This window comes from Rossellomorea vietnamensis (genome assembly GCF_008180615.1).
Lineage (GTDB): Bacteria > Bacillota > Bacilli > Bacillales > Bacillaceae_B > Rossellomorea > Rossellomorea vietnamensis_D.
The window spans coordinates 1-23,100 of record NZ_VTEH01000013.1 but is presented as its reverse complement, the minus strand read 5'-3'; the positions used below and the strand labels follow the sequence as shown (position 1 = coordinate 23,100).

The window sequence follows — 23,100 nt, the reverse complement described above, 5'->3', positions numbered from 1 at the left end:
AAAGAGGTTAATTAATTATATTAATAAGGAGTGCTTCAATGGAGCTCAGCTGGTTAAGGACATTTATAACAGCAGCACAATTTAATAATTTCAGAAAGGCATCTCAAAAGCTTTTCATTTCACAGCCCTCGGTAACCGTGCATATTAAGCTGCTCGAAAAAGAATTGGGAGTATCTCTTTTTGAACGAAAAGGAAAAAGCATCAAACTAACTGAAGCCGGCAGATTATATCTGAAGCATGCACAGAAATTGATCAGCCTTTATGAAGATGGGATTACAGAACTGCAATCATACAGCCAGGGCTATACAGCAAAACTGACTATTGCCATATCTCCTTTGATTGCCGACAATGTGCTGCCGTATGTTCTTAAGCAGTATCTGAAAAGGCATCCAGAGGTAGAGATTTCAGTCAAAATCATTGAATCACATGAAATTGAAAGAGCTGTGCTGGAGGAAAAAGTAGATATTGGTTTATCCTGCCTTCACAGTTATCATCCTCAAATTGAGAGCACAAAGCTGTATTCCGACAAGGTCATCCTGGTGGCTCCTCATGATGGCAGGGATTCTGAATCCGCTTATCCCCTGGAGGAAGAAGAACTTCTGGAATCCAACTATTTATTGACCCATAACCATCCGGATTACTGGGATGATTTATGCTCCACGGTAAAAAGGTTCTACCCTGCTGCACGGATGATGGAAGTTTCCCAGATTCATATAACCAAACGGTTTATAGTTGAAGGACTTGGGGTTTCCTACCTTCCTTCGTCGACGGTCCGAAGGGAATTGCTCGAAGGAAGGATGCTGGAAGTGAGGAGGAATACTTTCGATTTACCAGAGGCAAACATTTACTCAATTATCAAGTACCTGCATAAAGAGCAGAAGGAATTTCTTGAGTTTTTGTCGGGATTCAGATTGTGATAAAGAAGATTTCAGTAATATGAGGATGAAAAGGGAACCGCAAAATAGCACTCCCCTTTCTTCCTTGCAGTTGTCTTCCAAACTAGTCATCCTTCAGAAGCGGATTCCAAACGGCTGGATTCTTTACTCCAGGTGGAGATTAGAGTTGCAGACAGAATGAGAGTCAACAAGAACTAAGCAAAACTCTATTGAAAAATGACCAAGTCGCTTGCTGCTTTTTTCAGCTTAACTTTCGTACGACATATCCTCTTACTTGCTGAGTCAAAGTATAACTATTCTTCTGTAACCTGGTCCACTCACCTCATTACGACAGCTCTTCTTTCGTTAAAACTCTCCAGCCATGATTTTTCAGTTTTTCTATGTAGGCTGTGGAAGAAATGTCTTCTTTTTCAATCAGGAGCGGCGAAAGGGAGACCCAGCACTCATCCGCTTCATAATCGATGGTTACTTTCACTACTTCATATCCGTTATGGAAATCAGCGTCAAATCCCGGATCCGCAATGATATCGCCATTGAAGGGCCGGATTGTTGACTCAAAGGTTTTCACAAGGGCTTCCATCTGGCTTTTCTCTTTCACAGAAGAGACAAACACTAGCAGGTTGATCTTCATAAACATTCTCCTTTCTTCGATATTATTTCTACATTTTATCATCGAATGGCTGCCAATCACACCTTGCGATTGAAATTTAGAATTTGGCTGCAATACCTTTTGGCTGAAAGAAAACTTTGAAAGCAGAAAAAAGGACCCCCTGATTCCTCAGGAGGTTCCTTCTTTAATATTGACTCTTTTCTAAGACTCTTATCAATAAACACTGTCACACGTCCCGCCTACCGGTTCATAATAACAATGATTTTTAAACTGTCCGGCAAATGGCTGCCCATACCAGGTGGGAGGACAAGGGGCATAAGGATTGAAGTACCATAGTGCATATTTTCCGGGGTGCTGGCGCCAATAATCTAAATTCTGTTTTGCGAGTCTTTTCTCCACTGATCTGGCTCTGTTATAGAAGAGGTTCCCTTTTTGGACTGCTTCGAAGGAATAATTTCCTCCTTGTACTTGATATATTACATCATTAATAGTCCTCACATCTTTGAAGTCCAAACAATCTGCGATCGCACGATTAACGATTACATTTCCAACATACAGCATGCCCTGCTTTCCTTCACCTTCAGCTTCAGCCCGCATCATCCTAGCCATTAAGGCAATGTCAGAATCTCTATATTTCACTCTTGGCATATTTTTCACCTCAGAAATAGTGTATTGAAAAAAGGCTGGGTTCATGTCAGGAAATCTAAAATTTTCTGCCTGATCTTTTTTAGAATAGAATGCTGAAGTTATTTCTAAAAAATTTTTAATTGGACTTTAACAGTTGTAATTTTATTTTTTTCAATTTTTGATTCTTCTTAATTGCGTACCTTGATCTGCAGCTGCACCTGTACCCCTTACCTTATCCAAATTTTCCTTAAAAATAAATTCAGCCACCTCTTCTTTCTGAAACTTTTAGTCATTCTAACCGTATGAGTGAGAGAGGGTTAGAATTTCGTCGACTGTATCTAACTGAAGTTTAGTAAGGCAGGAGGTCATTAGGAATGAATACGAAAAAAGAAAATCCCTATGCTTATAAATGGATCGCCATTTTTACTCTAGCTTTAATTCCGATTTCTGGAGGCATTGCTTTTATTTTAGAATTGAACAGAGACGCCTTTCAATTTCTCCTGATGCTTATCGGATTAAGCGCAGTAAGCTGGAGAAGCTGGGACAAATACAAACAATTAGTAAGACAGAGATGATGATTACCAGGTTGAAAATATGGTAATCATCATAATACCTTTAGGTCATTAGTACTTGTCTGAGTCTCCCCGCATAATATTTAACCAACGAATGCATAAAATCATTCCCGGATTGTATCTATATTATTATTGTTGTAATTCCTGCAGTTCGTTCACCGTAACAAAGTTATATCCTTCTTCTATTAATAATTTTATTATACTTTCGAGCAGTTGCAATTGTTCCCCAGACTCATCATACATAGGATGCAGAAGGATGATCGAACCATTCTCTATATTTCTCTTTACATACTCCACTTTATCAACCGCATGATCAGGTTCAATATTCCAAGTAATCGTTTCCTTACCTTCTTTCTGTAAATAAAAAGGTAAAAAGGCTAATTTCTTGCCATTTGGCGGACGGAAGTCTATTTCACCTTCGTATCCAATGCTTTCTATTAGCCTATCTGTTTTTTCAATTTCTTCTTTAATAAAGGAAGGAGATTTAAAAATCATCCGTTGATGAGAATAAGAATGATTTCCAACCTGATGTCCTGCTGCGGCAATCTTTTCAGCTTCTTCTTTCCTCTTTTCGATTTCATTTCCAACAAGAAAAAAAGTTGCTTTAATATCGTACTGGTTTAACACAGCTAGAATATCGTCAACATTATCAGTTGGACCATCATCAAAGGTCAACGCAACTGCCTTCTGATTTGTTTCTACCTTATTGGTTAGTCCGCCAAATAGTTGAAAAGTTCTGGAGTTCATTAATTTATAAGTACAAAACAATAAAATAATAAAGAATAGAACGGCTATGCTAATGAGTAGCAGCTTCTTTTTCATGACTTTTTTCTCCTTAAATTTCGCAAATTCTTCTTGTTCTATTATAATAAAGTATGAATTTCTATTTGGAAACGTTTTTTATGCTTTAGTATTATATTCAGATGATTAGTATGTTAAATCCGTTAGTGAAATGATAAAACAACAAAACAGGAACATGATTCACGAGTGAATTTGCTCCCATTTTCTCGTTTAATTTCCGCCAGTAATACTTTTTTAAAATTCTATCTCAAGATGATCTTTAATTTTGTCCAAGAGTTCCTTTTCTGCATTAATTGTTATTAATGGTTTTTCTCTTAATGAATCAACTTCCTCAAAAGTAAACATCATGGTACCGTCCTCTAATACATAGAAGGCATAGGGTATCATCCCCGAAGTATCTTGCTCTGTTTTAAAAAAAGAGAAAGAATAGCTGTTTTGCGATTTCAGCTTATTGACAAACTCATCGGTGCTGAGTTCTTTTACTTTTAATCCGCTTACCAATTTCAATGTCTCCTCTACCTTAGTTTCATCAGTAATACTTTTGGTTAATGCTTCATCAGAAGTATCATTCTCCACTTTTTGTACAACGAGCATCTTAGCAAAGGTTGTATCCCCTATTTTCAATACTTCTTCACCCGAAGCACAAGCCCCAAGGAAAAAAGCAGTGAGCACCACAAATATGGTGAGAAAACTGATTGTTTTATTCATTCCATTCACCTGCATTTTCTGCGGATTGTCCTTGCTTCTACCCTCTTTAAAAAATATTTCTTCTTATCGCTTCAATTAAAACAAGATGAGTTTATACATGATGCATTTCACAGAGCAGTATTAAAGATTTAAAGATTGAATAATAACTTACTTTCAACTTGGCTACTTTTTACTGTCTAAACAGCATATTAAACCTAGGTTAATAATTCTTTTCTGAAAGGAATTTTGATATAATATGTCCATACATAATATCGAAATGAGTGATGAAGAATGATTACCTCTTATGAAAAGATAAATATATCTGGAAATAAGACGGCTGAAGTTTACCTTCACCTGACACCTGACAAGCGATTCATCGTTTCCATTCCTGCCATACACTGGTCAGCTGAGTTTAACAAAGAGGATGAGTTCAGTTTCCAAGATGACCAGTTGAAGTCCTCCCTTAACTTTCACTTATTTGAAGGAAATACTGATGAATTAGTCAGTGCAATAAAAGAATTAGCTAAAAAGCATTCTTAAAATAAAAAGCCCACTTACTGCCTGTTTTACTGCTGCTTTCCTAAGTAGTAAAACAGGCAGTAGTTTTATTTGTTTTCCTAATACCCAGCATTTTAAGACAGCAGAGTCAACGCAATCGCAGCAGCAAAGTGCGGAAATCCAAGCAATGCAAATGTAGTCATCAGCCTAACTCTCTTCTTCCTCTCCTCTTTCGATTCAGTAGAAGTATTTGCCCTGATTTGATTTCCGCTTATAAAAGCTCCGGAAAAAATCCCGGAAATGGCCAGGCCGAGTAAGCCAATTCCTCCACAGACAAATGTAATCACTTCGTATCCCGTCAGTGAGCCAGCCAAGAAGAACAGGAAAGCCGACAAGATACTTATGAAGAAAACTTTTTTCATGTTATTCATCTCCAGTCTATACCATTAATTACGTATCAGGAGATAAAAAGTTTCGAAATAGTCGGTTAACTTTTCGAGTTTCCCTTTCAGGTAACTGAGCACAATAATAATTTTTCTATTATAGGGAAAGATACTTTTGAGGTGATACCGTGGAAAAAGAGGATATTAAGCTTACATCCGGTGAAATAGGAACCCTTTGGGGAGAATACATAAACGGAACTGCTGTGGATGTTGTGAATCAATATATGTTGTCGATCATTGAGGATGACAGAATTAAATCCCTTTTTGAAGAAGCCTTGAAGTTATTTAATAATCAAAAAGTGCAGATCATCTCTTTCCTTGAAAAAGATGGCTTCCCCATTCCAGTTGGTTTCAATGATTCTGATCTGAATAAAGGAGCAAAACGGTTATTCTCGGATGTATTCTGTCTGCACTATCTTCATATCATGACGCTGCATGGTTTGCTGGGACATACTACGGCCTTGAGTTCATCCGTTCGCAGGGATTTACGGCAGTTCTATGATGAATGCAATAATGACGCCAAAAAGATGTATCATCAAACAACCGAGCTATTGCTTGAGATGGGGCATTTCCAAAGAGATCCCTATTTTTATCCGGAAGACAGGCCAACCTTTGTTAATGGTCCTGAATTTCTAGATGGATTCGGTGATAAAAAAAGGCCTCTCGCAGCTACTGAGATTATCGCATTATCCCTAAATATTAAAAAGAAAATATTAGCGAAGGCCCTCTCCATGGGTTTCAGCCAAGTGACTCAATCGACAGAAATCAGGAAATTTCTAAAATCGTCTCAAAAGACATCAGACGAACAAATTCAATCACTCGGAAACATCTTGTATGAAGATAATTTGCCAATTCCAATGTCTTGGGAAACAGAAATAACGGATTCTCAAGACCCTCCGTTATCCGACAAACTGATGCTCTATCATGTAGGCTTCCTTTTACAAGTTGCACAAGCTTATCATGGTACTGGACTAGCATCTGCTATGAGAACAGATCTAGTCATGACATACGAAAAAACCATCCTGAAAAATCTGAGTGTAACCAAAAAATGGTTTGATATTATGACTAAATACAAGTGGCTTGAGCAGCCTCCCTTGGCACCTAACCGAAAAGAGATTGCGGAAGATGTATAAGAATCCAGCTCAGTAAAGCGATTTTTTAAAGTAAAGGTACAGGTCTGGGATTGCACGATAGTCTAACTTTTTTAAAATCTGCCGGGTAATGAGCTATAGCGTGCCGGAAAACAATTTTTTAAAAATAAATAGGCTGGAAACTTGGTTCACTTTCTCCATGTGGAAGGCAGTGAACCTTTTTGTTATCCTAAAGAGATACTAGTGAGCAGCTTCTTAAATATCATTTCCTCTAGGCGTCTTCCATTCAAAACCGTTTGCGAATACATTGTGACTTTTGAGAAAACCAGAGACATTATCTCTTAACAGGTTATTAAGGTTTTTCAAGATTTGTCTCATATAGAAACAAAGTTTACGAAAAGAGCTTTTAATAAATACTTCATTGTTTTGGAAGGACGCCATTCGTCAGTTTTTCTAACACCTTATTCAAAATAGAGATACTTATTAATAGCGAACTAAGGATGACTGCGGTCGAAATGATGAATCTAATGATGCTGTTAAGAGCGAACCCGGCAATCCAATTACCAAAATAATAGATAGAAACAAACGCTAAAGAGATTGCTGCTAAATAAGATAGCGTAATACCGATTATCTGTGTCTTTGAGAACTTCTTTAAAAGATCCCTGTTTTTATAAATTTTATAAATAGCTAACACTGGAAAAGCAGCGATCATTTTATAGTCGAACATAATAATTCAACCTCTCTCGTTCATATGGTTCTTTATGTTTACTTCACCTTAACATATTTTCCCTTTTGTTAGTGTGCAAAGTTAATGTCAAAGATATTGTAATTCTGAACCATTTTCTCCTTTAATGAAGGAGTCAGCCTTGAATTGGCGAATTAATTATATTATTAAACTAAAAAGGATGATTCTATGAATATTCTATGGGACTTCGATGGTACCTTATTCGACACCTACCCTGCGTACACCAAAGTGCTATCAAAGGTACTAGGAGATGATTATGACCAAAAAGAAATCTATAAAAAGCTGAAAGTGTCCTATTCTCATGCAATGGACCATTATCAGGTTTCACAGGAACAGCAGGATGAAATGACCGTATTAAGGAAGGAATTGCATCCGAGTGAGATGAAGCCTTTTGATCATGTCGAGGAAATACTAAAGTACGCTGATAAAAATGTGATTATGACACATAAAAGCAGAGCAGGTGTTTCAGCTATTTTGAACCACTATGGATGGGAGAAATATTTCTCAGATATCGTAACGATTGATGACGGTTTCGCACGTAAACCGCATCCGGAAGCTTATAATTACTTGCATGAAAAGCATGGAATCGACTTGGCCATCGGAGATAGAGAACTAGATTTGCTGCCAGCCAGGGAACTGGGGATTGCGACCTGCCTTTTCCAAGCCCGCAGCGATATCGCGGACTTTCATTTAGAGGATTATTCGAAATTTTTCACTTTGGATTGGGATTCTATAAAAAGAGTTACAGAGAATGGTTGAAGACAAACAGAGTGTATTATAGCAAAAGACACTCCTTGTTCTTGTAAACAATCATAGAACCCTGCACTTACAAAAAAACAGGATTCTAAGAGGACTTCTTATTTACTCTTCTATCAGTGAAAATTTCAAAACCCCTGTACACAAACAGCGTCAAACCCAGGATCAAAATGATCACTGATGGAAAATAGCTGGAATCAATGAAAAAATGATAAAAGGCGACACCTAAAAACACCAGCCCGATTATTGCCATCAGCACTCGCAAAATTTTCAACACTTCCCCTCTTTTCGTAAGATTATACTACCAGACTATCAGAAAATTGGCAGTGTGAAAATGGACAGATCTTTATAAGGTCTAAGTGCAGCGAATAAGCAAAAAGTTAAAATCGATTACTTCAATTCCAGTATAGAACTGACAGGAGAACTGCAATGAATTCAATTTACCTGGGAAATCCGATAGCGAGCGGTAACACGGCAGATATCTTTCTGCATGAAAACAAGGTGATTAAAATTTTTAAAGATCACCTGCCAAGCTCAGAAGCAATGAAGGAAGCCTCTAAGCAGAAACTTGCTCATTCAGCAGGCATTCCTGTACCAAAAGTGCTGGATGTTTCAAGGATAAACGGAAAACAATCAATCACCATGGAATATGTCCCCGGAAAAACTTTGGGCGAATTATTCTTTGAAGATAAGGGGCAGGCTGAAGAGCATTTGATGATGTCCGTCGACATCCAGCAGCAGATTCATCGCGTTATTCCGAAGTCCTTTGAGCGGATGAGAGATAAATTGGGCAGTCAAATAGCATCTGTCTCACAGCTCGATAAAAGGCGAAAATCCAACTTGCTCAGCAAATTAAATTCCATTAAGTTCGAAGAAAGGCTGTGCCACGGGGACTTTCACTTATTTAATCTGATTCTCGCAGATAATAAAGTGGTCATTATTGACTGGGTCGATTCCAGTGCAGGTGACATCCGGGCAGATGTCTACCGAACCTATTTGCTCTACTCTCAATTCTACCCAGACTTAGCTGAAATATATGTGGATCTGTACTGTCAAAAAACCGGCTTATCAAGGTCGGACATTTTCGAATGGGCTCCCATCATTGCGGCTGCCAGATTATCTGAAAAGGTTTCTACGGAGAATGAGGAAAGGCTATTGAAAATTATCAACCATTACTGATAAATCTGCTTCATTTTTATGTCAGCTATCTGCTTGAGACCCTTTACCGAAAATTATTTCTTTACTTTGGTCTCAAGCTTCAGTAAGCCCGTTCAGCTGGGTACTTATTCAACTTGGTTTCTAAGCTGCTTCTAAATACTCGAATTTCAGATGGCAATTTCCTCACTTACTGAAGCTGATAACCAGATCTATTGAACATTTTATCCTTCGAGATGAGGCCACAACCGGTCCACCGCCACCAGTCTCTCTCCCTCAAACTCCATCCGGTAAATGTCCGGCTTGGTGGTACTATGTAAAAATTCCAGACTATAATACTTCTCATCAAAATAGCCCATCATCAACGTCATGACCGCTCCATGGGTTCCAATCGCTATCTTTTGCCCACCGAATGTACTTACTATCTCTCTTAATGCTGCGACTGCCCTCAGCTGGCAATCCTCATTAGATTCTCCGCCTTCAAGGGCATAATTCGAATCTTCAAATGACTTCTCTAACAAGGGCATTAATTGCTTATCGGCCACTCGATTTTCTTCAGAAGAGAACACCCTCTCTTTAAGGTTTTCAAAGATAACAACCTCTTCTCCTATTATCTTGGCAAGCGGTTCAACAGTTAAAACAGCTCGTCTATAAGGACTGGAAACGATCATTTGAATTCCTTCCTTTTTCAAAATCTCTGTAATCCGCTTCACATCTGTCAGCCCTGTTTCCGACAATCCTCGTGACCTTTCACTGCCTTTCTTGGGTGAATCTCCATGTCTGACCATATAAACGAATGTTTTCATTCCCTTTCCTCCAAAGCAAAAAACTTTCAATCTTAATAACTCTACCATCTCTTAAGAATTATCTAGTAAACTTAAATTAAAAAAAATTGAAATTATTTGAACCGAAGATGCCTTTTTGTCTCTAATGATAAAGGACATGAATACTGCTGGGAAGCGTTTTCTTTTTGCACCATGATTTAAGGAAGTATAGCTGACTCTTTCTTTGTTAAAGAGAAATTGCTACTTCTTTTGGGATTTTCAGTGGCCTTGTTCTGTCCTTTTTACTCTTGGCTCTTTTCGTAAGCTTTGTTGCTATTTCAGACTAAGTCCGAAAAATAACCATAATTCACCGGAATAACCTCGTAAACTGGAAAAGAAAAGAGCTGCTCTCTCAGATTTGAGAGAAAACCCTTAGTATACGGAAATATCCGAAAGCAGCAATTTATGCGAAAACGGCCTCTCTTTTAGAAGAGTCAGGTCTCATCCTTCATTGCTTTCATTATGAGGAAATTAGGCCTTTTCATAAGTTTCTTGTAGCTTTCGGGTGCTCTCATTTTAAAATTGTTCGTTGGAGTGGGTTCAATCATTTCTTTTAACATGAAAAAGGAGGCCGTTTTCGTCACAATCTCCTGAAGAGGTCTGCGGTAAAAAGCAACTTCATAATCTTTCCCTTCTTTATTCCAGGTATCGATAATCAATTGTGTTGAAAAGTAGTTAGTATCTTCAAGAATGGTGCTGTCCATCATAGGATGGTGAACGGAGAACAAGAAAATGCCCCTAGGTTTCAGGACTCTTTGAAACTCACTGAAGATATGGTTCCAGTCTTGAAGATAATGCAGAGTTAAAGAACTGATTATGTAATCGAAAGAGTCGCTTTCGAAAGGCAATGCTTTTTCTAAGTCCAGGCACAGTACCTCTGCCTTATTTCCAACCCGCCTTTTAGCAGAAGCAACCATTTCCGGGCTTAAGTCAACAGCAACAACCTCTGCTCCACGGTTTATCAACTGATGGGTATACCAGCCGGCGGCACATCCTGCATCAAGGACCCTTTTGGAGTTAAGGTCTTCTGGAAATTGCGCCATCATGGAAGGTCTTTCATATTCACTGTTGTATATACTGTTGGTATCGATGGCCTTTTCATAAACACTTGCCAGCTCATTAAAGGTCTTCTTTACTTTTTCTTTCAAACTTTCACCTCTATTTACTTAATTTATTTTTAAACGAATACTAAATATTAACTGAAGAATTCCCGGGTTCCTTTTTTCTTCTTTCCTATCATTACACCAACTCCAAAGATGACTACACCAGTGAACTTCAATAATAAATGGGACGTACGGCTAATTTCATCAATCGTCAATCCAATTAATACTGCTCCAACCACAATAAATAAAAAGGCAATGAACAGTCTCATTACTATCCCTCCTCCTATAATTTCTGGAATATCACCACGAAGACATTCCTGGAGCTAGGTAAATTCTCAAGACTTAGATCCTTCTCTTTTCCCTATACTGTACCCAAGCGAGATACCCAGTACAAGCAGAAGAACGGGGATAAAATTAAAATCATCAGTGATAATACCCACCCCTAAAATGGCCAAAAATAATGCATTCAATTCGTTTGCCCCATTCCCCAGCAAGTTCTCACTTGTTTAATTTTACATCAATTAACCAATACAAGCACCAACTATGGTATGATTATCCAAAAACGACAAGGGGTTGCAGGTATGTTAATAGGTGACTTTCTTTATTCAGGTATCTTTATATTCTTATTGATTTTAGGCGCTGTCTCATTCTCTCTTTTTGTCCGCAGATTGCTTGTGAACAGCAGCAGAAGTCATACTAATAACGAGGATATCAACAGGAAATTAGATAGAATCATTGAATTGTTGGAAAAACAATCTAAGTGATTACAGCATTTTGACCATTAGCTGCACAGTGAAATTATTTTTCAGCAGCTTTTAATGCTTCAATATACTGTTTTGCTTCCACTAATGAAAGGCCGAGTGTTTCTCTGACTTCTTTTACAGCTTGCACCTCTTGGTCTTTCCTTATCAACTCTCTCAATTCATTATTGATTGGTTTTTCTGGTACGCCTGCCTTCTTTGATATTTGATCTAAGGCATATCTTATTCCTTTAATACGACCTTCAAGTCTGATGACTGTGATGAGCACATAGATGAGGATTGAAACTATTAGAAAGTCCATGAAATTATATTCCAATCGAAAACCCTCCTTTATCATTTTAATTCTTACTTAAGACTAAGAAAACTTGAAATACTGAACTTATAGGACACGTTGACTCTCCCCATCGGTAATTTTTATATGAACATTGGAGGTAGATCCCCCGTCTATATGCGTAGATATCTCAGACAAATCAAGCAACTTCTCGATCTGGACAGACTCTTTGCTGTTTGGTGCAAGTGTTACTAAATTCGGACCACTTTCATTCATTATTGACTCTATTCGTATATCCTCTTTTAAATACGGTGACTCCATGAATACTACCTCAAAAGTAACAGGCTTATTGCTGCGATTTTGTAAATTGAGGTTGCATTCACCTTTTAATAAGCCCTCACTAACAGATTCAAAATCACATGTCCCTTCATCATCATAAGAGACAGCAGCAATTCCTCTCGCAAACGTTTCCTGGTATAGCGGTATAAGAACCAGAGGCAGAACTGCGTAGGCAAAGGCAGTAAGAATCACTGCCCTGAAATGGTATTTCTCCAAACCCTTCACCAGTAAAACCATAGCAATTATAAATAAAATGGATCCTATAATGGCAAGGGGATTATACCCATCAACATCTTTGATAGGAAAGGACATAAAAGAGGAACGTGAATCAATCATCACATTATTTGGATAAGGAAAATATAAAAACATACATATAACTAAAATGATTCCCGAGACTATGAGTGCCAGCTTATTTTTAACCATGAGCCACCCTCCTTTCAATCAATATTTACTCGAAAGCTTGCTTAATACATTGAGCCTGATTAGATATAGATACCTTCAGCTGATTAGAAGTCCTTGAATGGATGCATAACCAGTAAATAGAAATGCCCCCAAAAGCAGAAAGCCTATCCCTTTATGATTTCTTTCAAACTCTTCTAGTCCCATGGTCAACATTAAGAGACTCAAGAAAAGCATCATAATATGGTTATAGGTATAATCTCCGGTGATAAGTCCGTATGCTGCAAAAATCAGTGCTGTAAGGGACACTATGTAGCGAATTATTTTCAACAATACTTCCACCTTCTTTACCTATTTTTTTGTTTCCAAAAGTATTGTGGTCTATCCTTTTATGAACTTTTAAAACTTAACGCCATTCGATGCTGGAAATATCCAACAGCATTCAGCAGGATGGTTACACTTACCAGCACAACCGAAACGAATACCAAAGCACCACTAGTGTCCATAATTGCAGACCAGTCCTCAATATTCACAAGATGATTTTGGTAGATAATTTGAAAGCACAGAGAAATTGCGCATGCACTGATGCTCAGCACGGCACTTGTTCCCCATTTTTTCAAATCCTTCTTTCTATACCCCATAATAGTTATAATGGGAAGAATCCATGAAATGCAGCCAAGGATTAGGCTCCCCAGATTGAGCAGACTGAACATATTATTTGTCCTCCTCTTTTTGCTGCAGACTAGTGAAACCCACAGAATCTATGTACATTGTATTCTAAGTTGTCTTATTCTCTCGTATAAAGACTAATCCGTTCTTTAACCTTTTTTGATTTTTCTGTATCAAACCATTCAACATCCATATATATTTTGTCTATGTCCTCCGGCTTTACAGGAAATCCATTCTCATGAATGAACGATCCGCCTTCAATCCCTAAATTATGTTTCTTGTTGATATTCGTCGTATCATCAGGACCACCGATGAGGGAGCCGCCAAAAATTTCTCTGTCTACATTAGAGATGACAACATGCGCATCGTAAGAAAAGTACTGAGATTGATATTCCTCAGCATGTTTCATTTCTAAACTGCCTCCAGCATCGAAATGGTTTGAACCGCCTTGAAGTGTAAATTCCTTCACTCTCCAATTGTCACTTTCTCCTTCCAAAGACCATTTCACCATGACTTCTTTTTCCTGTTGTATTAATTCCTCCCCACTCCAATACTTGAGAATGGCTGTTTGCAAGGAAAGGTTTTGATACTTCTTTTTACTGAAAAGGGAATCCATAGATTTCTGTTTGCCTGTTATAGTGTTATCTTCTCGATCCAGCCAATAACCCATTTCATTTTCCTCAAGAACCGTTTTCACAATTTCGATCTGACTTCTTTCAGACATTTCACCCCAGTGCTTTACAAGCAAGTCAGCTTCGGGTATATTATCAGCTTTTTCTTGTGCTCCACAGCCAGCTAAACTTAGTAAAACCATAGTGAAAATCCACAAAAATACTTTGTTAATCATTTAAATTAACCTCTTTCTATTTCATTGGAAGGGGGACCAGTTCAATCAGCCCAGTTTAACTTTACCTCTAGCTCTTCCTACGGTGCAGCTCTAAGAAACTCGTCAATAAACTCCATTACTAATGCATAGATTACAAGGCTGACAGGCAAAAGATTACCTAGCAATGCAAAAATCCTTTTTGCAATATGTTCCCTGCTGAACATTGAGAGGATGCTGAGGGGAATTCCAACCATCGTCAGAAAAAGGACAATAGTTAAAACCCTGAGTGGTGTCAAAATGGTGAGCAGCATACCCGCAAGTGACATTAAAGCTATATAAAAAGAGATTTCTGTAATTATTTTCAACGCTTCCCTTTTCAGACTCCTCACCTCTTAAAGTAATGTTCAGCATTTTTAACATGATTAATTAGAATAAAATTCCGATTCTTTTTCTTCGACTTTAATTTTAAGCAAAAGGACAGTTTCTCCTTCTTCGATTATGCTGGTAACCGACTCTTCATCTTGATAATCAATCGTTCTCATGGAATTCCCCGCAGATTTCCGATAGGCAGCCAGAATCTTCGTTTCTCCGAGCTGTAACTCTACTTCCTCTTCACCAATTGCATAATCCCAAGTTGCCAACAGTCCTTGATTAAGTTCTCTCTCCACTTTTTCAGGGGCTGATTTTACATCTGGTCCATAAAGAAAGACCATGGAATCTTCTCCATCTGGATTAATTATTCCAAACCCCAAATTTCCTTTTTCCACCTCTACCGGGTTGTTTCCATAAGATAATTGGGTTAAAGGCTGGGGATCCCTCTCTCCATTACTGTAGCTTTCGACCCAAAGCGTTACCCACCTCTTATCCGCCTCAGGCAAGTGAAAATTAAAGTCGAATAGCATGCCTAACGCCAAGTCATTAAAGGTTTCCTCATAAGCCGACTCTGTATTTTTAGAAATAGTTGGATGGTCTATATTAGCAGAACACCCGGTACTAATGAGGCCTGCCAAGAAGATGATACTTAAATAAACCTTTTTCATAACAATCCTCCTCTCTAGCATCCATAGTTCAGTATGGCGGTTGTGTATCTCTTCTTATGTTGATCAACTATGTTTACTGCCGCTGCTAATTTCACAGGAGATTGTAAGACTTCCACTCCATTAAGGTCATCTATCCTGATCAAGCAGGGGAACATATTATGTAGAGATTTATATACCTTCCCATCTATTAATTGACGAATAACTGAAGCAAAAAGTTTCATTTATCTGACAAAAGAGTCCCTTTTATTAATATGGGATAGTTTATGCAGTTAAACTTGCTTCTTCCTGAGAGCTTTAATATGGAGATTTCTTGTTAATTGAAGCCATGAAAGTAAAATTAACTATACAATATGACAAGTCAACTTTACAAAATGACAAGCAGACTGTACAATAACCATGAAGAGATAGGAGTGGTGAAATTGCTGGTGAATCGTGTGAAAGAATACAGAGCCCGGTTTGATCTTACACAGGGGCAGCTTGCCGAAAAAATCGGGGTGACCAGGCAGACCATTGTGTCATTGGAGAAAGGAAGTTACATTCCTTCCTTGCTTCTTGCCATGAATATTGCAGAGGTTTTCAATGAACCAATAGAAGTGATTTTTTCGAAAAAGGAGGAAGAAAAATGAAGTTATATATGATTGTTTTACTAAGATCTTTGCTTTTCGTATCCCTGGCCGTAATGGTTTATGATGTAGTTTGGATACAACAGCAATTTGAGCTGATGGGAAGAGGTTATATCGAAGGTTTTTCAGCGAACGTCAGTACCCTCATGGGACAAGTATTCATTGTTATTACCATTATCCTGGTCATACTGAATGTAATACAGATGTTCGCCATGAAGAAAAAGAGACAAGCCAAAGTCGAAGATTATATCCTGCCAGAATATGATGCTTCTGATGAAAGATCAGTGGAAATCACCGGGAGGGCCGTACGTATTGCTTTTGGATTCATACTACTTTTTTCATTTTTACTACTTGGTTCTTATATGCTGGTTCCAACTTACTTTCTTGATTTCGTCTGGTATCCAATGTTTACTACCGCTGCCATTCCAATTATCGGACTTGCCGCTTATCTTATATCGTTCAAGGTGCTTTATTCACGATGAGATCAATGTATCCTCCGCATGCTGGAAGAAGCTGAAGAAGGGAAGGAAACTCTGCCCCTGCTTCGGCTTCTTCCTTTTGATATTCATAATCGCTTTGTAATAAGAGCACCTATCCCAATGACAAAATAGACGCCCATCAAACATACGATCAACATTCCTGTTTCTATCATCTGAACGCCCAGCGCGTATAATGTAATCAGGGCCGCTCCACTTCCGATAAGCAGAGCATAAAGGACTATCATCAAGTAACGCTGCATTAAGATTAAGCTTCTTTCATCAAAACTGGGAACATTTCGTCTCCTCTTCTTCATTACTTTGGAATAGAGCAAAAAGAGTAGAAATCCCCCTGCTGTCCCGCCAACGACTGAATAAGCCAGAGAGTAGTCATACTCTCCTGTTTCTTTTCCGATTAGATAGATTCCTATTAATCCACCTGTCATAATACATCCCATAATAAAAACCCATCCAAAATATAAGGCTTTTTTATTTTTCATCGGTCCTCCCCTTTTCTTGTTCCTCTAGATAAAACATATCTTCAACCGGCACATTAAAGTACTTAATCAATTTCAGTGCCAATTCCAAACTTGGATTATATTTATTCTTTTCAATGGCATTCACGGTTTGCCGCGTTATCTGCAAATCTTCAGCCATTTTAACCTGCGTTACCCCATTTTTTAACCTGATTTCTTTTATGTGGTTAATCACTTTCATGCAAAGCCCTCCAATAGGAAGTAAAGATATCTTTACATCCTTGTTTCCGTATCATTTTGAGTTTAGTTTCAGAGGGGCATTTAATTCAACGCCCGGTCAATACAAGTTTCATTCTTTATCAGAGTAGAAGAAGCCGTCTTTTTCTTACCCCTCCCGGCTGCTAAACATGTATTCTTTCGTCTTGGCAGAAATGTTATTCACCAGACTGAGCGCAAGCAGTGTTCCGAGCACAGAGCTTCCTCCGTAACTTAGTAATGGCAGAGGGATTCCCGTGATGGGAACAAGCCCGATGACCATTCCGACATTCTCAAATATGTGGAACGTCAGCATCGCAACCACTCCTGAAACGATCAGGCTCTCAAACTCGCCTTTATTCCTCAGGGCAACAGCAACAATTTTGAAAATGAGCAGGAAATAAAGACTAAGTACGATAGATCCGCCGATGAATCCAAATTCCTCTCCTATTACGGTGAAAATGAAGTCAGAGTGGGCTTCCGGCACAATGACTTGACCTTCGTTAAACCCTTTTCCATAAAAAGTTCCTGATCCTGTGGCAAGGATCGATTGTTTAAGCTGATATCCAATTCCCTGGCCGAAGCCGAATGGATCCAGCCAGGAATGAATTCTATTCATTTGGTAGTCATCCAGTACCTGTAATAAAAGCTCTGTTTTGTAAATGTACGTGTAAACTAAACCAGAAAGCATAAGAAGTGAGACCATAATTAATAACACAACCAGCTTCCAGTCTATCCCGGATAGAAAAAGCATGCCTGCCGCAATACACATGACGACCATTCCTGTTCCGGCATCCGGCTGTTTCAGGATTAAGGCCAGTGGAACCAAGGTGATGCCAATTGTCTTTAAAATTAAGAGAAAGTCCGATTTGATTGTACGGATCTCGCGGCTTTCATTATGCCTGCTGATGACACTCCCTAAGAATAGGATTAGAAAGACCTTCATAAATTCGGATGGCTGCAGTGAAAATCCAGGAATGGAAAACCAGGCTTTGGTCCCTTTTATCTCAGGAGCAATCGATTCAGGTGCTATCATAAGGACAAACAGAGATAGTACACCCAAGAGGTACAGATAGGGAGATAATTTCCGAAGTTGTTCAAAGTCAAACAGGTAGACGACGGAAGTTATCACCAAACCAGCAAAAAACCAAATTCCTTGTTTGATTGCAAAATTATCTTCATAGGGGAGGTATTTTTGAGAACTGTATATAGCAGCACAGCTGATGATCATGAAAAGCATGATTAGAAAAAGTAAATCCAGATCCATATTTTTGAAATCGCGTTTTTCCATTATAGCGAGATTCTCCTTGTAAAAGTGATTCTTATAAGAGCCCGTATACTTGTATGTATATCAGCATCCAACTGAATAAAAAATTTGCTTACATACTATTAGACGAAAGAGAACGGTAAGAAGTTTCGACTAATTTTTCTTTATGGAAATGAATTGACACTTTCTTCTGCCTAAGAACTTAGAAAAAAACCGGAACATAGTAACTGCCCGGTTTCGCTTTTTCTTTATATTTATTTTCAGCCCTATAATTTACATACAATTAGGTTAAGCTTGGATTAATACCCTAATATAAATAGAAGAAAAAAGATCAAGGCAATGAAAGACCAAACGAAGATTGATACCTTCCTCTTGCTTCGATTATTCTTAAACAGTCTTTTTCCTGCCAGTTCAATGACTGCACCCATAATTAACAAGATAATAAAAATATACCACGCCGTCATTTCTCATCTCCTAAACTATAAAAAAATAAAATTTACTACAGAAATATCTAATAAAGACCATACTCATTAACATACACGTACCTGAATGTCCTTCAGATTTATAAGAAATTGCCTAGTCATTACCCTTCTTCCAAACAAACCGATTGCCGACCAATTGAAAGCCTGCAGATTCGTACAATCTGTTTGGTGCCGGGTATTTTTCCGGCATAGCTGTGTAGACAGTCGCTTTGCTTACTCCCAATTCTTTTGCGGTGTTTAATAGGTGTGCTAATAGCGCTTTGCTGATACCTTTTTTCCTGTATTGGTGAAAACACGATACAGCTTCTATGGTGACCAGTTTGTTTTTTTTCTCATATCTTCCACTGCAAAGTGCTGCGACTTCATTTTCATTGTCCAATACGACTAGATCCAACTGCGGCCGGTAGGTAGACGTTTCGTACATTTTCTTAAATATTTTTTCATTGAACTCGATCCCATAACAAAGTTTGTAAGCTTTATAGACCTTTTGAGCATCCACAAGCTCTGGAACGGTTTTAATAAAAAACCCATGAGGTAATATTACCTGAAGAGACTTAGAATCAGTAAGGTCAAACTCCCTCCTAACCCAATACTCCTCCGATTTCAGATAACCCTTGTTCAAAAGCACATCTTCAAAATCAGCATCATTGTCGTAAACTTCCCATTCTCGAGAACCGCTGCAGGCAGCATGACGCTCTCCTGCTTCAACCATCTCCTTAAAGATATGTCTATAACCAGGCGCTGCACAAAATGCATCTTCCTCTAGTAAGCCGACTACATTTTCACCGTGAAACCACAGCAGCACATTCTTCAATGCATCGTCAATGCTTTTTACTGGTTCTGCCATCCCCCTCGAAAGAGCAGTTTGAAATTCAAACAGCGATAAATTATCATCGAATCTTGTTCCGTAAAATTCATAACTCTCTTCCAGAAAAGTTCTTATTTTTTCGTAGTCATTGATATCTTTGCAGGGTCTATATGTAATTGACACAATCTCCCTCACCTTTCTATTCTCAAAACCATCACACTAATTATTTCAAAATATGGAAGATCAAGCAATGTTTTATAGCAGGACCTAACATCTTTGTTTCCTTTCTTATGTGCATTTTTATATAATTCAAATAAAAAAAGAGACTCATCTGAGCCTCTTTTTCACTAAATTATTTTCCAGCTAGTCTCACAGCATCCTGCGGAACATAAAAGTCCTTGCCATTATAAACAGAGACTCCGTTAAGTGTTTTGGTAATAGTCTTTCTATTTTTAACTGAAACGGCGATGTTTTTATTAGCAGGGATTTCGATTCTCTCATTGCCTTTTTCAGCAATGAAAACTGGATTATTGATATCAGAAACATCTACCTTAGTCTTATAGCCTTTTTTCTTAAACTCTTGTTGAGCATTGAGAAATAGCTTGTCTGTCATTTTTTCTAGGTTAAAGCCCATGAATGAGGCCATTGATTTGGCGATATCCGAGTTGTCAATCAAGCCTGTTGGACGCTCAGGACCATAGGAATAAAGGAATACATCTTCTCCTGTGTGGCCTCCTGTGGAATATCCGATGTTAGCTCGGTCGGCCAGCATTTTAGCCATTTCAGCTGGAAGGGATTTGGAGCTCTTCATGCTCGCAATCTGATCGTTTGTCAGGTTGTCCAGACCATAAAGTTCAGCCACTTCCTTCATGTTTGAGCGGTCCGGCTTCAACTGTTTCAAGGCACCCTCGAGTGTCATAACCGCCTTTTTTAGGGGATCGATGTAAGCGGAAACAGGGATCTCCGGATAGTTGCTGTTGGTATTAACATTCCCCATCGTTATCCCGCTGTTTCCGTGGTCACTAACTGCAATGACCATTGTGTTACCATCTTCTTTTGCAAACTTCAGGGCTTCTTCTACAGCAGAGTCGAATGCCAGAACATCACTGATAATTCCGATGGTATCATTTCCATGGGCTGCCCAGTCCGGCTTGCTGCCTTCCACAAACAAGAAGAACCCGTCTTCATCTTTGTTCAATGTGTTAATCGCTTTCTTCGTCATATCTGCAAGAGAAGGCTCTTGGTTTTTAGAAGCTTGTCTGTCAAAATCGTATGCAAGCGCGCTTGGGGCAAAAGAACCCCAGATTTTATCTGACTTTGACTTCATTAATTCGTCACGGCTTTCCACAAAATCATAGTCATTGGCTTCAATAACCTTCAACAAGTCTTCGCCGTCTTTACGGGCATTCTTAGTCGTTCCAGGAGAAAGCGCCTCTTTTCCGCCGCCAAGAACTACGTCGATTTCTTGGTATACCTGCTGTTCAGCGATATCTCCATAGTTGCTTCGATGGGTAACATGGGAGGAAAATCCTGCTGGTGTGGCATGCTGAATTTCAGAAGTGGCAATGATTCCTGTTGCCTTGCCAATCTCTTGAGCACCTTCTAACACATTGGCCACCGGTTTGTAAGCATCTTTCGATTTAACTTTATTCACACCTGGAGTATTGACTAGAGCAGGAAGGACACCGATAAATTTATCATTGGATTTATGTCCGGTTGATAGAGCTGTAGCAGCCGGAGCTGAGTCAGTTATGGCTGATTCAGCAGAATGAGTGCGCACTCCGCCAGTAACGATCTCATCCATCGCGAGATTCTCGCCTTTATACCATCTTGCAAGAGAAGTTGCACCGGCGCTTGTCCCATCCATCACAAGCATGATGACATTTTCAGGTTCTTTTTTGCTCCCTTTGGCGTCAGCCTGCTCTACCTTACCGGCAAATCCCAATGATCCTAAAGCTACAGCACCAGCAACCGTAATACCTGCAATCTTCTTTTTCATCTCCAACATTTCCTCCTCTAAAATCTAGTTAATTACAAAATTAGAATAATAGGGAAATGTAAAGATATAACAAGAAAAAAGTAGAATAATTGTAAATGAACTTGCAATATTTGAAACATTCAAAAATAAATAGTTCTTTAGCCCTTTACCGTTTTTCATCGATTGCTTTCCCTTTGATTCTTCCTTTATGGAAATTTGTCGAAAGAATAAGGTATTAGACCTAATTTAAGATGTAATTAGGTCTATAGAAGTTTTTTACAAAAAAGTGAGCTTCATAACTTTTATTTTTAATACAAGCCCGGCAGTTCTTTGATCTATAGACGTTATGTCCCCTAATTTCCTTTATTCCTATCTTTAAAAAATTGCACGAGAACAAAGACTAACCCCAGCACGTTTAGAATAAACATTGTTAAGTAGTAAACAGAAGAACTTCCTTCTATCAAATAGGAAGAGTATCTGCTTGCATTGAGGAGTAAAAGGACGATAAGAAAGGAATACGTGAATTTATTAATTTTTGATCCCTCCAATCGACTTTAAAGGTCTAATCCCGGTGTATTTTTATCAGGCTCCTGTATTGCTGCTTCTTTCCTCTTGCTCATCATCTTCACACCAATGAGTAACTTTAACAAGCCATCTATTAATGCAAAAATTATGAAGGGAATGCTGATGAGGATTAAGCCCAAAACTCCATTTAAAACTGTCAGTATCCCCAGCAGGACCATTCGTTTTCCTTGTGAAAAATAAAATCCGAAAAAATGGATTCCCACAGCAATGAATATGGAACACCATAGGAGCCTTAAATCCTCAAAGCCTATAATTAATCCGCATGCTGTGCAAAGTACCACATTCAATACAACAGAAAAATTGTTTATTGAGTCCTGAAATTTAGAGTTTTTTCCATATGCGAGCTTGCGGTTCACAAAAGGAAGCCCTAAGATCAAGACAAATCCAGCGAAGTAACCAAATCCAAGCAGAAAAGGCTGAATCAATAACTCTCCTCCTGTCAGAGCAGAAAGGATTATGAGGGCCCCTATATATACCAGCCAGACTCCACAGGTTCTTTGCGTATTATACTCTCTTTCTTGAAGGATGAAATTAAGCACATGACTCCACCTTTCATTTTTTTGTTCGCGGCTTCCTCCCGGGACCTTCAACCAAAAACCCGCCAGCAAAAGTCATTGAATTTAGATGTTCTTCTTCCATCACATCTGCTTTATTTAGAAGGCTGTTTTCTCATATATTGTTGCTATCAGATTTCCATGGATATTACCGTATTTTTTCCTCTTGAGATTGATATTTCTTCGTAAATAGCAACAAAGTTTACGAAACCCCCATGTCCTTCCAGACACCACAATTAATGAAAATGGAAGGCTTAAACGTTTAATGATGTATCATCCCGTTCATCCTGTTAATGCAGGTCCGAGGTCGTCTCTTTTTTGGTGGCTAGACCCCGTTTACGAAACCGACCTAATATATTCATGAGAACCGCCGATTGTTGCCAAGAGCACGTGTATAAAAATACTCGCTCAAGAATGTATGACCTAGCAATTTATACAAAGGATGAGATTGATGGATGCTATTTTTTGATGGATGCTATTTTA

General features: G+C 38.5%; 33 protein-coding genes. 9 read left to right on the top strand and 24 right to left on the bottom strand.

The features are described from left to right. Nucleotides 1-38 precede the first annotated feature (38 nt). Nucleotides 39-917 carry a LysR family transcriptional regulator gene (locus tag FZC79_RS15410; protein ID WP_148947666.1) on the top strand — a complete coding sequence of 293 codons (879 nt, stop codon included), beginning with the start codon at nucleotides 39-41 and terminating at the stop codon, nucleotides 915-917. A gap of 304 nt (nucleotides 918-1,221) precedes the next feature. Here FZC79_RS15410 and FZC79_RS15405 read toward each other — a convergent pair whose 3' ends face one another. Together FZC79_RS15405 and FZC79_RS15400 are read right to left on the bottom strand one after the other, a co-directional pair. Then, entirely contained in the window at nucleotides 1,222-1,527 is a 306-nt protein-coding gene (locus FZC79_RS15405) for a hypothetical protein (RefSeq protein ID WP_148947665.1), read from the bottom strand. Nucleotides 1,528-1,719: 192 nt separating this feature from the next. After that, a complete protein-coding gene (locus FZC79_RS15400; protein WP_148947664.1) occupies nucleotides 1,720-2,154 on the bottom strand; it encodes a cell wall hydrolase in 435 nt (144 codons plus the stop codon). A 353-nt stretch (nucleotides 2,155-2,507) separates the two neighbouring features. Between FZC79_RS15400 and FZC79_RS15395 the strand changes: the two genes are divergently transcribed. Beyond that, the gene (locus FZC79_RS15395) at nucleotides 2,508-2,708 is read left to right on the top strand and encodes a hypothetical protein (protein ID WP_148947663.1); all 201 of its coding nucleotides are present in this window, start codon (nucleotides 2,508-2,510) and stop codon (nucleotides 2,706-2,708) included. Between the two features lie 126 nt (nucleotides 2,709-2,834). Here the strand turns inward: FZC79_RS15395 and FZC79_RS15390 are convergent, their stop codons facing one another. Further along, a complete protein-coding gene (locus FZC79_RS15390) occupies nucleotides 2,835-3,527 on the bottom strand; it encodes a polysaccharide deacetylase family protein (RefSeq protein ID WP_148947662.1) in 693 nt (230 codons plus the stop codon). Between the two features lie 213 nt (nucleotides 3,528-3,740). Next, a complete protein-coding gene (locus FZC79_RS15385; RefSeq protein ID WP_148947661.1) occupies nucleotides 3,741-4,214 on the bottom strand; it encodes a hypothetical protein in 474 nt (157 codons plus the stop codon). A gap of 270 nt (nucleotides 4,215-4,484) precedes the next feature. Between FZC79_RS15385 and FZC79_RS15380 the strand changes: the two genes are divergently transcribed. Beyond that, nucleotides 4,485-4,733 (top strand): YueH family protein, encoded by a 249-nt coding sequence (locus FZC79_RS15380; protein ID WP_148947660.1) that lies wholly within the window; start codon nucleotides 4,485-4,487, stop codon nucleotides 4,731-4,733. Nucleotides 4,734-4,825: 92 nt separating this feature from the next. On the opposite strand, the gene FZC79_RS15375 is transcribed toward FZC79_RS15380, so the two are convergent. Next, a complete protein-coding gene (locus tag FZC79_RS15375) occupies nucleotides 4,826-5,113 on the bottom strand; it encodes a DUF5316 domain-containing protein (RefSeq protein ID WP_148947659.1) in 288 nt (95 codons plus the stop codon). 149 nt (nucleotides 5,114-5,262) lie between these two features. Between FZC79_RS15375 and FZC79_RS15370 the strand changes: the two genes are divergently transcribed. Then, nucleotides 5,263-6,267 (top strand): DUF3231 family protein, encoded by a 1,005-nt coding sequence (locus FZC79_RS15370; RefSeq protein ID WP_148947658.1) that lies wholly within the window; start codon nucleotides 5,263-5,265, stop codon nucleotides 6,265-6,267. 376 nt (nucleotides 6,268-6,643) lie between these two features. Here FZC79_RS15370 and FZC79_RS15365 read toward each other — a convergent pair whose 3' ends face one another. Next, nucleotides 6,644-6,952 (bottom strand): hypothetical protein, encoded by a 309-nt coding sequence (locus tag FZC79_RS15365; protein WP_148947657.1) that lies wholly within the window; start codon nucleotides 6,950-6,952, stop codon nucleotides 6,644-6,646. 186 nt (nucleotides 6,953-7,138) lie between these two features. Between FZC79_RS15365 and FZC79_RS15360 the strand changes: the two genes are divergently transcribed. Beyond that, on the top strand, nucleotides 7,139-7,729 hold the full coding sequence (locus FZC79_RS15360; protein WP_148947656.1) for an HAD-IA family hydrolase: 591 nt from the start codon (nucleotides 7,139-7,141) through the stop codon (nucleotides 7,727-7,729). An 85-nt stretch (nucleotides 7,730-7,814) separates the two neighbouring features. Here FZC79_RS15360 and FZC79_RS15355 read toward each other — a convergent pair whose 3' ends face one another. Then, a complete protein-coding gene (locus FZC79_RS15355) occupies nucleotides 7,815-8,000 on the bottom strand; it encodes a hypothetical protein (protein WP_148947655.1) in 186 nt (61 codons plus the stop codon). A gap of 164 nt (nucleotides 8,001-8,164) precedes the next feature. On the opposite strand from FZC79_RS15355, the gene FZC79_RS15350 reads away from it, so the two are divergent. Then, nucleotides 8,165-8,905, top strand: a complete 741-nt coding sequence (locus tag FZC79_RS15350; protein ID WP_148947757.1) for a phosphotransferase family protein — start codon at nucleotides 8,165-8,167, stop codon at nucleotides 8,903-8,905. A gap of 200 nt (nucleotides 8,906-9,105) precedes the next feature. On the opposite strand, the gene FZC79_RS15345 is transcribed toward FZC79_RS15350, so the two are convergent. The 3 genes from FZC79_RS15345 to FZC79_RS15335 form a co-directional block, all read right to left on the bottom strand. Further along, entirely contained in the window at nucleotides 9,106-9,687 is a 582-nt protein-coding gene (locus FZC79_RS15345; RefSeq protein WP_148947654.1) for a histidine phosphatase family protein, read from the bottom strand. Between the two features lie 452 nt (nucleotides 9,688-10,139). Then, complete coding sequence (locus FZC79_RS15340) at nucleotides 10,140-10,853, bottom strand: class I SAM-dependent methyltransferase (RefSeq protein ID WP_148947653.1); 714 nt, start codon at nucleotides 10,851-10,853, stop codon at nucleotides 10,140-10,142. Nucleotides 10,854-10,900: 47 nt separating this feature from the next. Continuing rightward, a complete protein-coding gene (locus FZC79_RS15335; RefSeq protein ID WP_148947652.1) occupies nucleotides 10,901-11,077 on the bottom strand; it encodes a serine kinase in 177 nt (58 codons plus the stop codon). A 312-nt stretch (nucleotides 11,078-11,389) separates the two neighbouring features. Here FZC79_RS15335 and FZC79_RS15330 point away from each other — a divergent pair, with 312 nt between their 5' ends. Further along, nucleotides 11,390-11,572: a DUF4083 domain-containing protein gene (locus FZC79_RS15330; RefSeq protein ID WP_148947651.1), complete on the top strand. Its 183-nt coding sequence runs from the start codon at nucleotides 11,390-11,392 to the stop codon at nucleotides 11,570-11,572. Between the two features lie 34 nt (nucleotides 11,573-11,606). Here the strand turns inward: FZC79_RS15330 and FZC79_RS15325 are convergent, their stop codons facing one another. The 7 genes from FZC79_RS15325 to FZC79_RS15295 form a co-directional block, all read right to left on the bottom strand. Further along, the gene (locus FZC79_RS15325) at nucleotides 11,607-11,885 is read right to left on the bottom strand and encodes a hypothetical protein (protein WP_148947650.1); all 279 of its coding nucleotides are present in this window, start codon (nucleotides 11,883-11,885) and stop codon (nucleotides 11,607-11,609) included. Nucleotides 11,886-11,948: 63 nt separating this feature from the next. Then, nucleotides 11,949-12,602, bottom strand: coding sequence for a hypothetical protein (locus FZC79_RS15320; protein ID WP_148947649.1), 654 nt, complete (start codon nucleotides 12,600-12,602; stop codon nucleotides 11,949-11,951). 75 nt (nucleotides 12,603-12,677) lie between these two features. Next, nucleotides 12,678-12,911: a DUF3953 domain-containing protein gene (locus FZC79_RS15315; RefSeq protein WP_187442812.1), complete on the bottom strand. Its 234-nt coding sequence runs from the start codon at nucleotides 12,909-12,911 to the stop codon at nucleotides 12,678-12,680. Between the two features lie 56 nt (nucleotides 12,912-12,967). Then, nucleotides 12,968-13,291: a hypothetical protein gene (locus tag FZC79_RS15310; RefSeq protein WP_148947647.1), complete on the bottom strand. Its 324-nt coding sequence runs from the start codon at nucleotides 13,289-13,291 to the stop codon at nucleotides 12,968-12,970. Between the two features lie 74 nt (nucleotides 13,292-13,365). Next, a complete protein-coding gene (locus FZC79_RS15305; protein ID WP_148947646.1) occupies nucleotides 13,366-14,094 on the bottom strand; it encodes a hypothetical protein in 729 nt (242 codons plus the stop codon). Between the two features lie 77 nt (nucleotides 14,095-14,171). Continuing rightward, nucleotides 14,172-14,438 carry a 2-acyl-glycerophospho-ethanolamine acyltransferase gene (locus tag FZC79_RS15300; RefSeq protein ID WP_252183351.1) on the bottom strand — a complete coding sequence of 89 codons (267 nt, stop codon included), beginning with the start codon at nucleotides 14,436-14,438 and terminating at the stop codon, nucleotides 14,172-14,174. A 57-nt stretch (nucleotides 14,439-14,495) separates the two neighbouring features. Next, entirely contained in the window at nucleotides 14,496-15,113 is a 618-nt protein-coding gene (locus FZC79_RS15295) for a hypothetical protein (protein WP_148947645.1), read from the bottom strand. A gap of 371 nt (nucleotides 15,114-15,484) precedes the next feature. Between FZC79_RS15295 and FZC79_RS15290 the strand changes: the two genes are divergently transcribed. Then, on the top strand, nucleotides 15,485-15,739 hold the full coding sequence (locus FZC79_RS15290; protein ID WP_148947644.1) for a helix-turn-helix transcriptional regulator: 255 nt from the start codon (nucleotides 15,485-15,487) through the stop codon (nucleotides 15,737-15,739). Continuing rightward, entirely contained in the window at nucleotides 15,736-16,218 is a 483-nt protein-coding gene (locus tag FZC79_RS15285) for a hypothetical protein (protein ID WP_148947643.1), read from the top strand. Before FZC79_RS15290 ends, FZC79_RS15285 begins: the two co-directional genes overlap by 4 nt. An 83-nt stretch (nucleotides 16,219-16,301) precedes the next feature. Here FZC79_RS15285 and FZC79_RS15280 read toward each other — a convergent pair whose 3' ends face one another. The 7 genes from FZC79_RS15280 to FZC79_RS15255 all read right to left on the bottom strand — a co-directional run bounded on the left by FZC79_RS15280 (nucleotide 16,302) and on the right by FZC79_RS15255 (nucleotide 22,602). Continuing rightward, entirely contained in the window at nucleotides 16,302-16,712 is a 411-nt protein-coding gene (locus FZC79_RS15280; protein ID WP_148947642.1) for a hypothetical protein, read from the bottom strand. Then, the gene (locus FZC79_RS15275) at nucleotides 16,702-16,929 is read right to left on the bottom strand and encodes a helix-turn-helix transcriptional regulator (protein WP_148947641.1); all 228 of its coding nucleotides are present in this window, start codon (nucleotides 16,927-16,929) and stop codon (nucleotides 16,702-16,704) included. The genes FZC79_RS15280 and FZC79_RS15275 overlap by 11 nt, the downstream gene beginning before the upstream one ends. 144 nt (nucleotides 16,930-17,073) lie before the next feature. Next, a complete protein-coding gene (locus tag FZC79_RS15270) occupies nucleotides 17,074-18,234 on the bottom strand; it encodes an FtsW/RodA/SpoVE family cell cycle protein (protein WP_148947640.1) in 1,161 nt (386 codons plus the stop codon). A gap of 275 nt (nucleotides 18,235-18,509) precedes the next feature. Continuing rightward, nucleotides 18,510-18,674 carry a hypothetical protein gene (locus FZC79_RS23250; protein WP_187442811.1) on the bottom strand — a complete coding sequence of 55 codons (165 nt, stop codon included), beginning with the start codon at nucleotides 18,672-18,674 and terminating at the stop codon, nucleotides 18,510-18,512. A gap of 112 nt (nucleotides 18,675-18,786) precedes the next feature. Then, a complete protein-coding gene (locus FZC79_RS15265; protein WP_148947639.1) occupies nucleotides 18,787-19,683 on the bottom strand; it encodes a GNAT family N-acetyltransferase in 897 nt (298 codons plus the stop codon). Nucleotides 19,684-19,852: 169 nt separating this feature from the next. Further along, nucleotides 19,853-21,508, bottom strand: coding sequence for an alkaline phosphatase (locus FZC79_RS15260; RefSeq protein ID WP_148947638.1), 1,656 nt, complete (start codon nucleotides 21,506-21,508; stop codon nucleotides 19,853-19,855). Between the two features lie 524 nt (nucleotides 21,509-22,032). Then, nucleotides 22,033-22,602 carry a DUF6609 family protein gene (locus tag FZC79_RS15255; RefSeq protein WP_148947637.1) on the bottom strand — a complete coding sequence of 190 codons (570 nt, stop codon included), beginning with the start codon at nucleotides 22,600-22,602 and terminating at the stop codon, nucleotides 22,033-22,035. Nucleotides 22,603-23,100: the final 498 nt, after the last annotated feature.

Excerpts from the sequence above, each read along its gene's own strand:
- FZC79_RS15260 (WP_148947638.1), bottom strand. The coding sequence starts at position 21,508 with ATGTTGGAGATGAAAAAGAAGATTGCAGGTATTACGGTTGCTGGTGCT.
- FZC79_RS15385 (WP_148947661.1), bottom strand. The coding sequence starts at position 4,214 with ATGAATAAAACAATCAGTTTTCTCACCATATTTGTGGTGCTCACTGCT.
- FZC79_RS15410 (WP_148947666.1), top strand. The coding sequence starts at position 39 with ATGGAGCTCAGCTGGTTAAGGACATTTATAACAGCAGCACAATTTAAT.
- FZC79_RS15405 (WP_148947665.1), bottom strand. The coding sequence starts at position 1,527 with ATGAAGATCAACCTGCTAGTGTTTGTCTCTTCTGTGAAAGAGAAAAGC.
- FZC79_RS15380 (WP_148947660.1), top strand. The coding sequence starts at position 4,485 with ATGATTACCTCTTATGAAAAGATAAATATATCTGGAAATAAGACGGCT.
- FZC79_RS15295 (WP_148947645.1), bottom strand. The coding sequence starts at position 15,113 with ATGAAAAAGGTTTATTTAAGTATCATCTTCTTGGCAGGCCTCATTAGT.
- FZC79_RS15320 (WP_148947649.1), bottom strand. The coding sequence starts at position 12,602 with ATGGTTAAAAATAAGCTGGCACTCATAGTCTCGGGAATCATTTTAGTT.
- FZC79_RS15375 (WP_148947659.1), bottom strand. The coding sequence starts at position 5,113 with ATGAAAAAAGTTTTCTTCATAAGTATCTTGTCGGCTTTCCTGTTCTTC.
- FZC79_RS15335 (WP_148947652.1), bottom strand. The coding sequence starts at position 11,077 with ATGAGACTGTTCATTGCCTTTTTATTTATTGTGGTTGGAGCAGTATTA.
- FZC79_RS15270 (WP_148947640.1), bottom strand. The coding sequence starts at position 18,234 with ATGGAAAAACGCGATTTCAAAAATATGGATCTGGATTTACTTTTTCTA.
- FZC79_RS15400 (WP_148947664.1), bottom strand. The coding sequence starts at position 2,154 with ATGCCAAGAGTGAAATATAGAGATTCTGACATTGCCTTAATGGCTAGG.
- FZC79_RS15390 (WP_148947662.1), bottom strand. The coding sequence starts at position 3,527 with ATGAAAAAGAAGCTGCTACTCATTAGCATAGCCGTTCTATTCTTTATT.
- FZC79_RS15290 (WP_148947644.1), top strand. The coding sequence starts at position 15,485 with ATGACAAGCAGACTGTACAATAACCATGAAGAGATAGGAGTGGTGAAA.
- FZC79_RS15285 (WP_148947643.1), top strand. The coding sequence starts at position 15,736 with ATGAAGTTATATATGATTGTTTTACTAAGATCTTTGCTTTTCGTATCC.
- FZC79_RS23250 (WP_187442811.1), bottom strand. The coding sequence starts at position 18,674 with ATGACGGCGTGGTATATTTTTATTATCTTGTTAATTATGGGTGCAGTC.
- FZC79_RS15275 (WP_148947641.1), bottom strand. The coding sequence starts at position 16,929 with ATGAAAGTGATTAACCACATAAAAGAAATCAGGTTAAAAAATGGGGTA.
- FZC79_RS15395 (WP_148947663.1), top strand. The coding sequence starts at position 2,508 with ATGAATACGAAAAAAGAAAATCCCTATGCTTATAAATGGATCGCCATT.
- FZC79_RS15345 (WP_148947654.1), bottom strand. The coding sequence starts at position 9,687 with ATGAAAACATTCGTTTATATGGTCAGACATGGAGATTCACCCAAGAAA.
- FZC79_RS15365 (WP_148947657.1), bottom strand. The coding sequence starts at position 6,952 with ATGTTCGACTATAAAATGATCGCTGCTTTTCCAGTGTTAGCTATTTAT.
- FZC79_RS15280 (WP_148947642.1), bottom strand. The coding sequence starts at position 16,712 with ATGAAAAATAAAAAAGCCTTATATTTTGGATGGGTTTTTATTATGGGA.
- FZC79_RS15305 (WP_148947646.1), bottom strand. The coding sequence starts at position 14,094 with ATGATTAACAAAGTATTTTTGTGGATTTTCACTATGGTTTTACTAAGT.
- FZC79_RS15360 (WP_148947656.1), top strand. The coding sequence starts at position 7,139 with ATGAATATTCTATGGGACTTCGATGGTACCTTATTCGACACCTACCCT.
- FZC79_RS15330 (WP_148947651.1), top strand. The coding sequence starts at position 11,390 with ATGTTAATAGGTGACTTTCTTTATTCAGGTATCTTTATATTCTTATTG.
- FZC79_RS15310 (WP_148947647.1), bottom strand. The coding sequence starts at position 13,291 with ATGTTCAGTCTGCTCAATCTGGGGAGCCTAATCCTTGGCTGCATTTCA.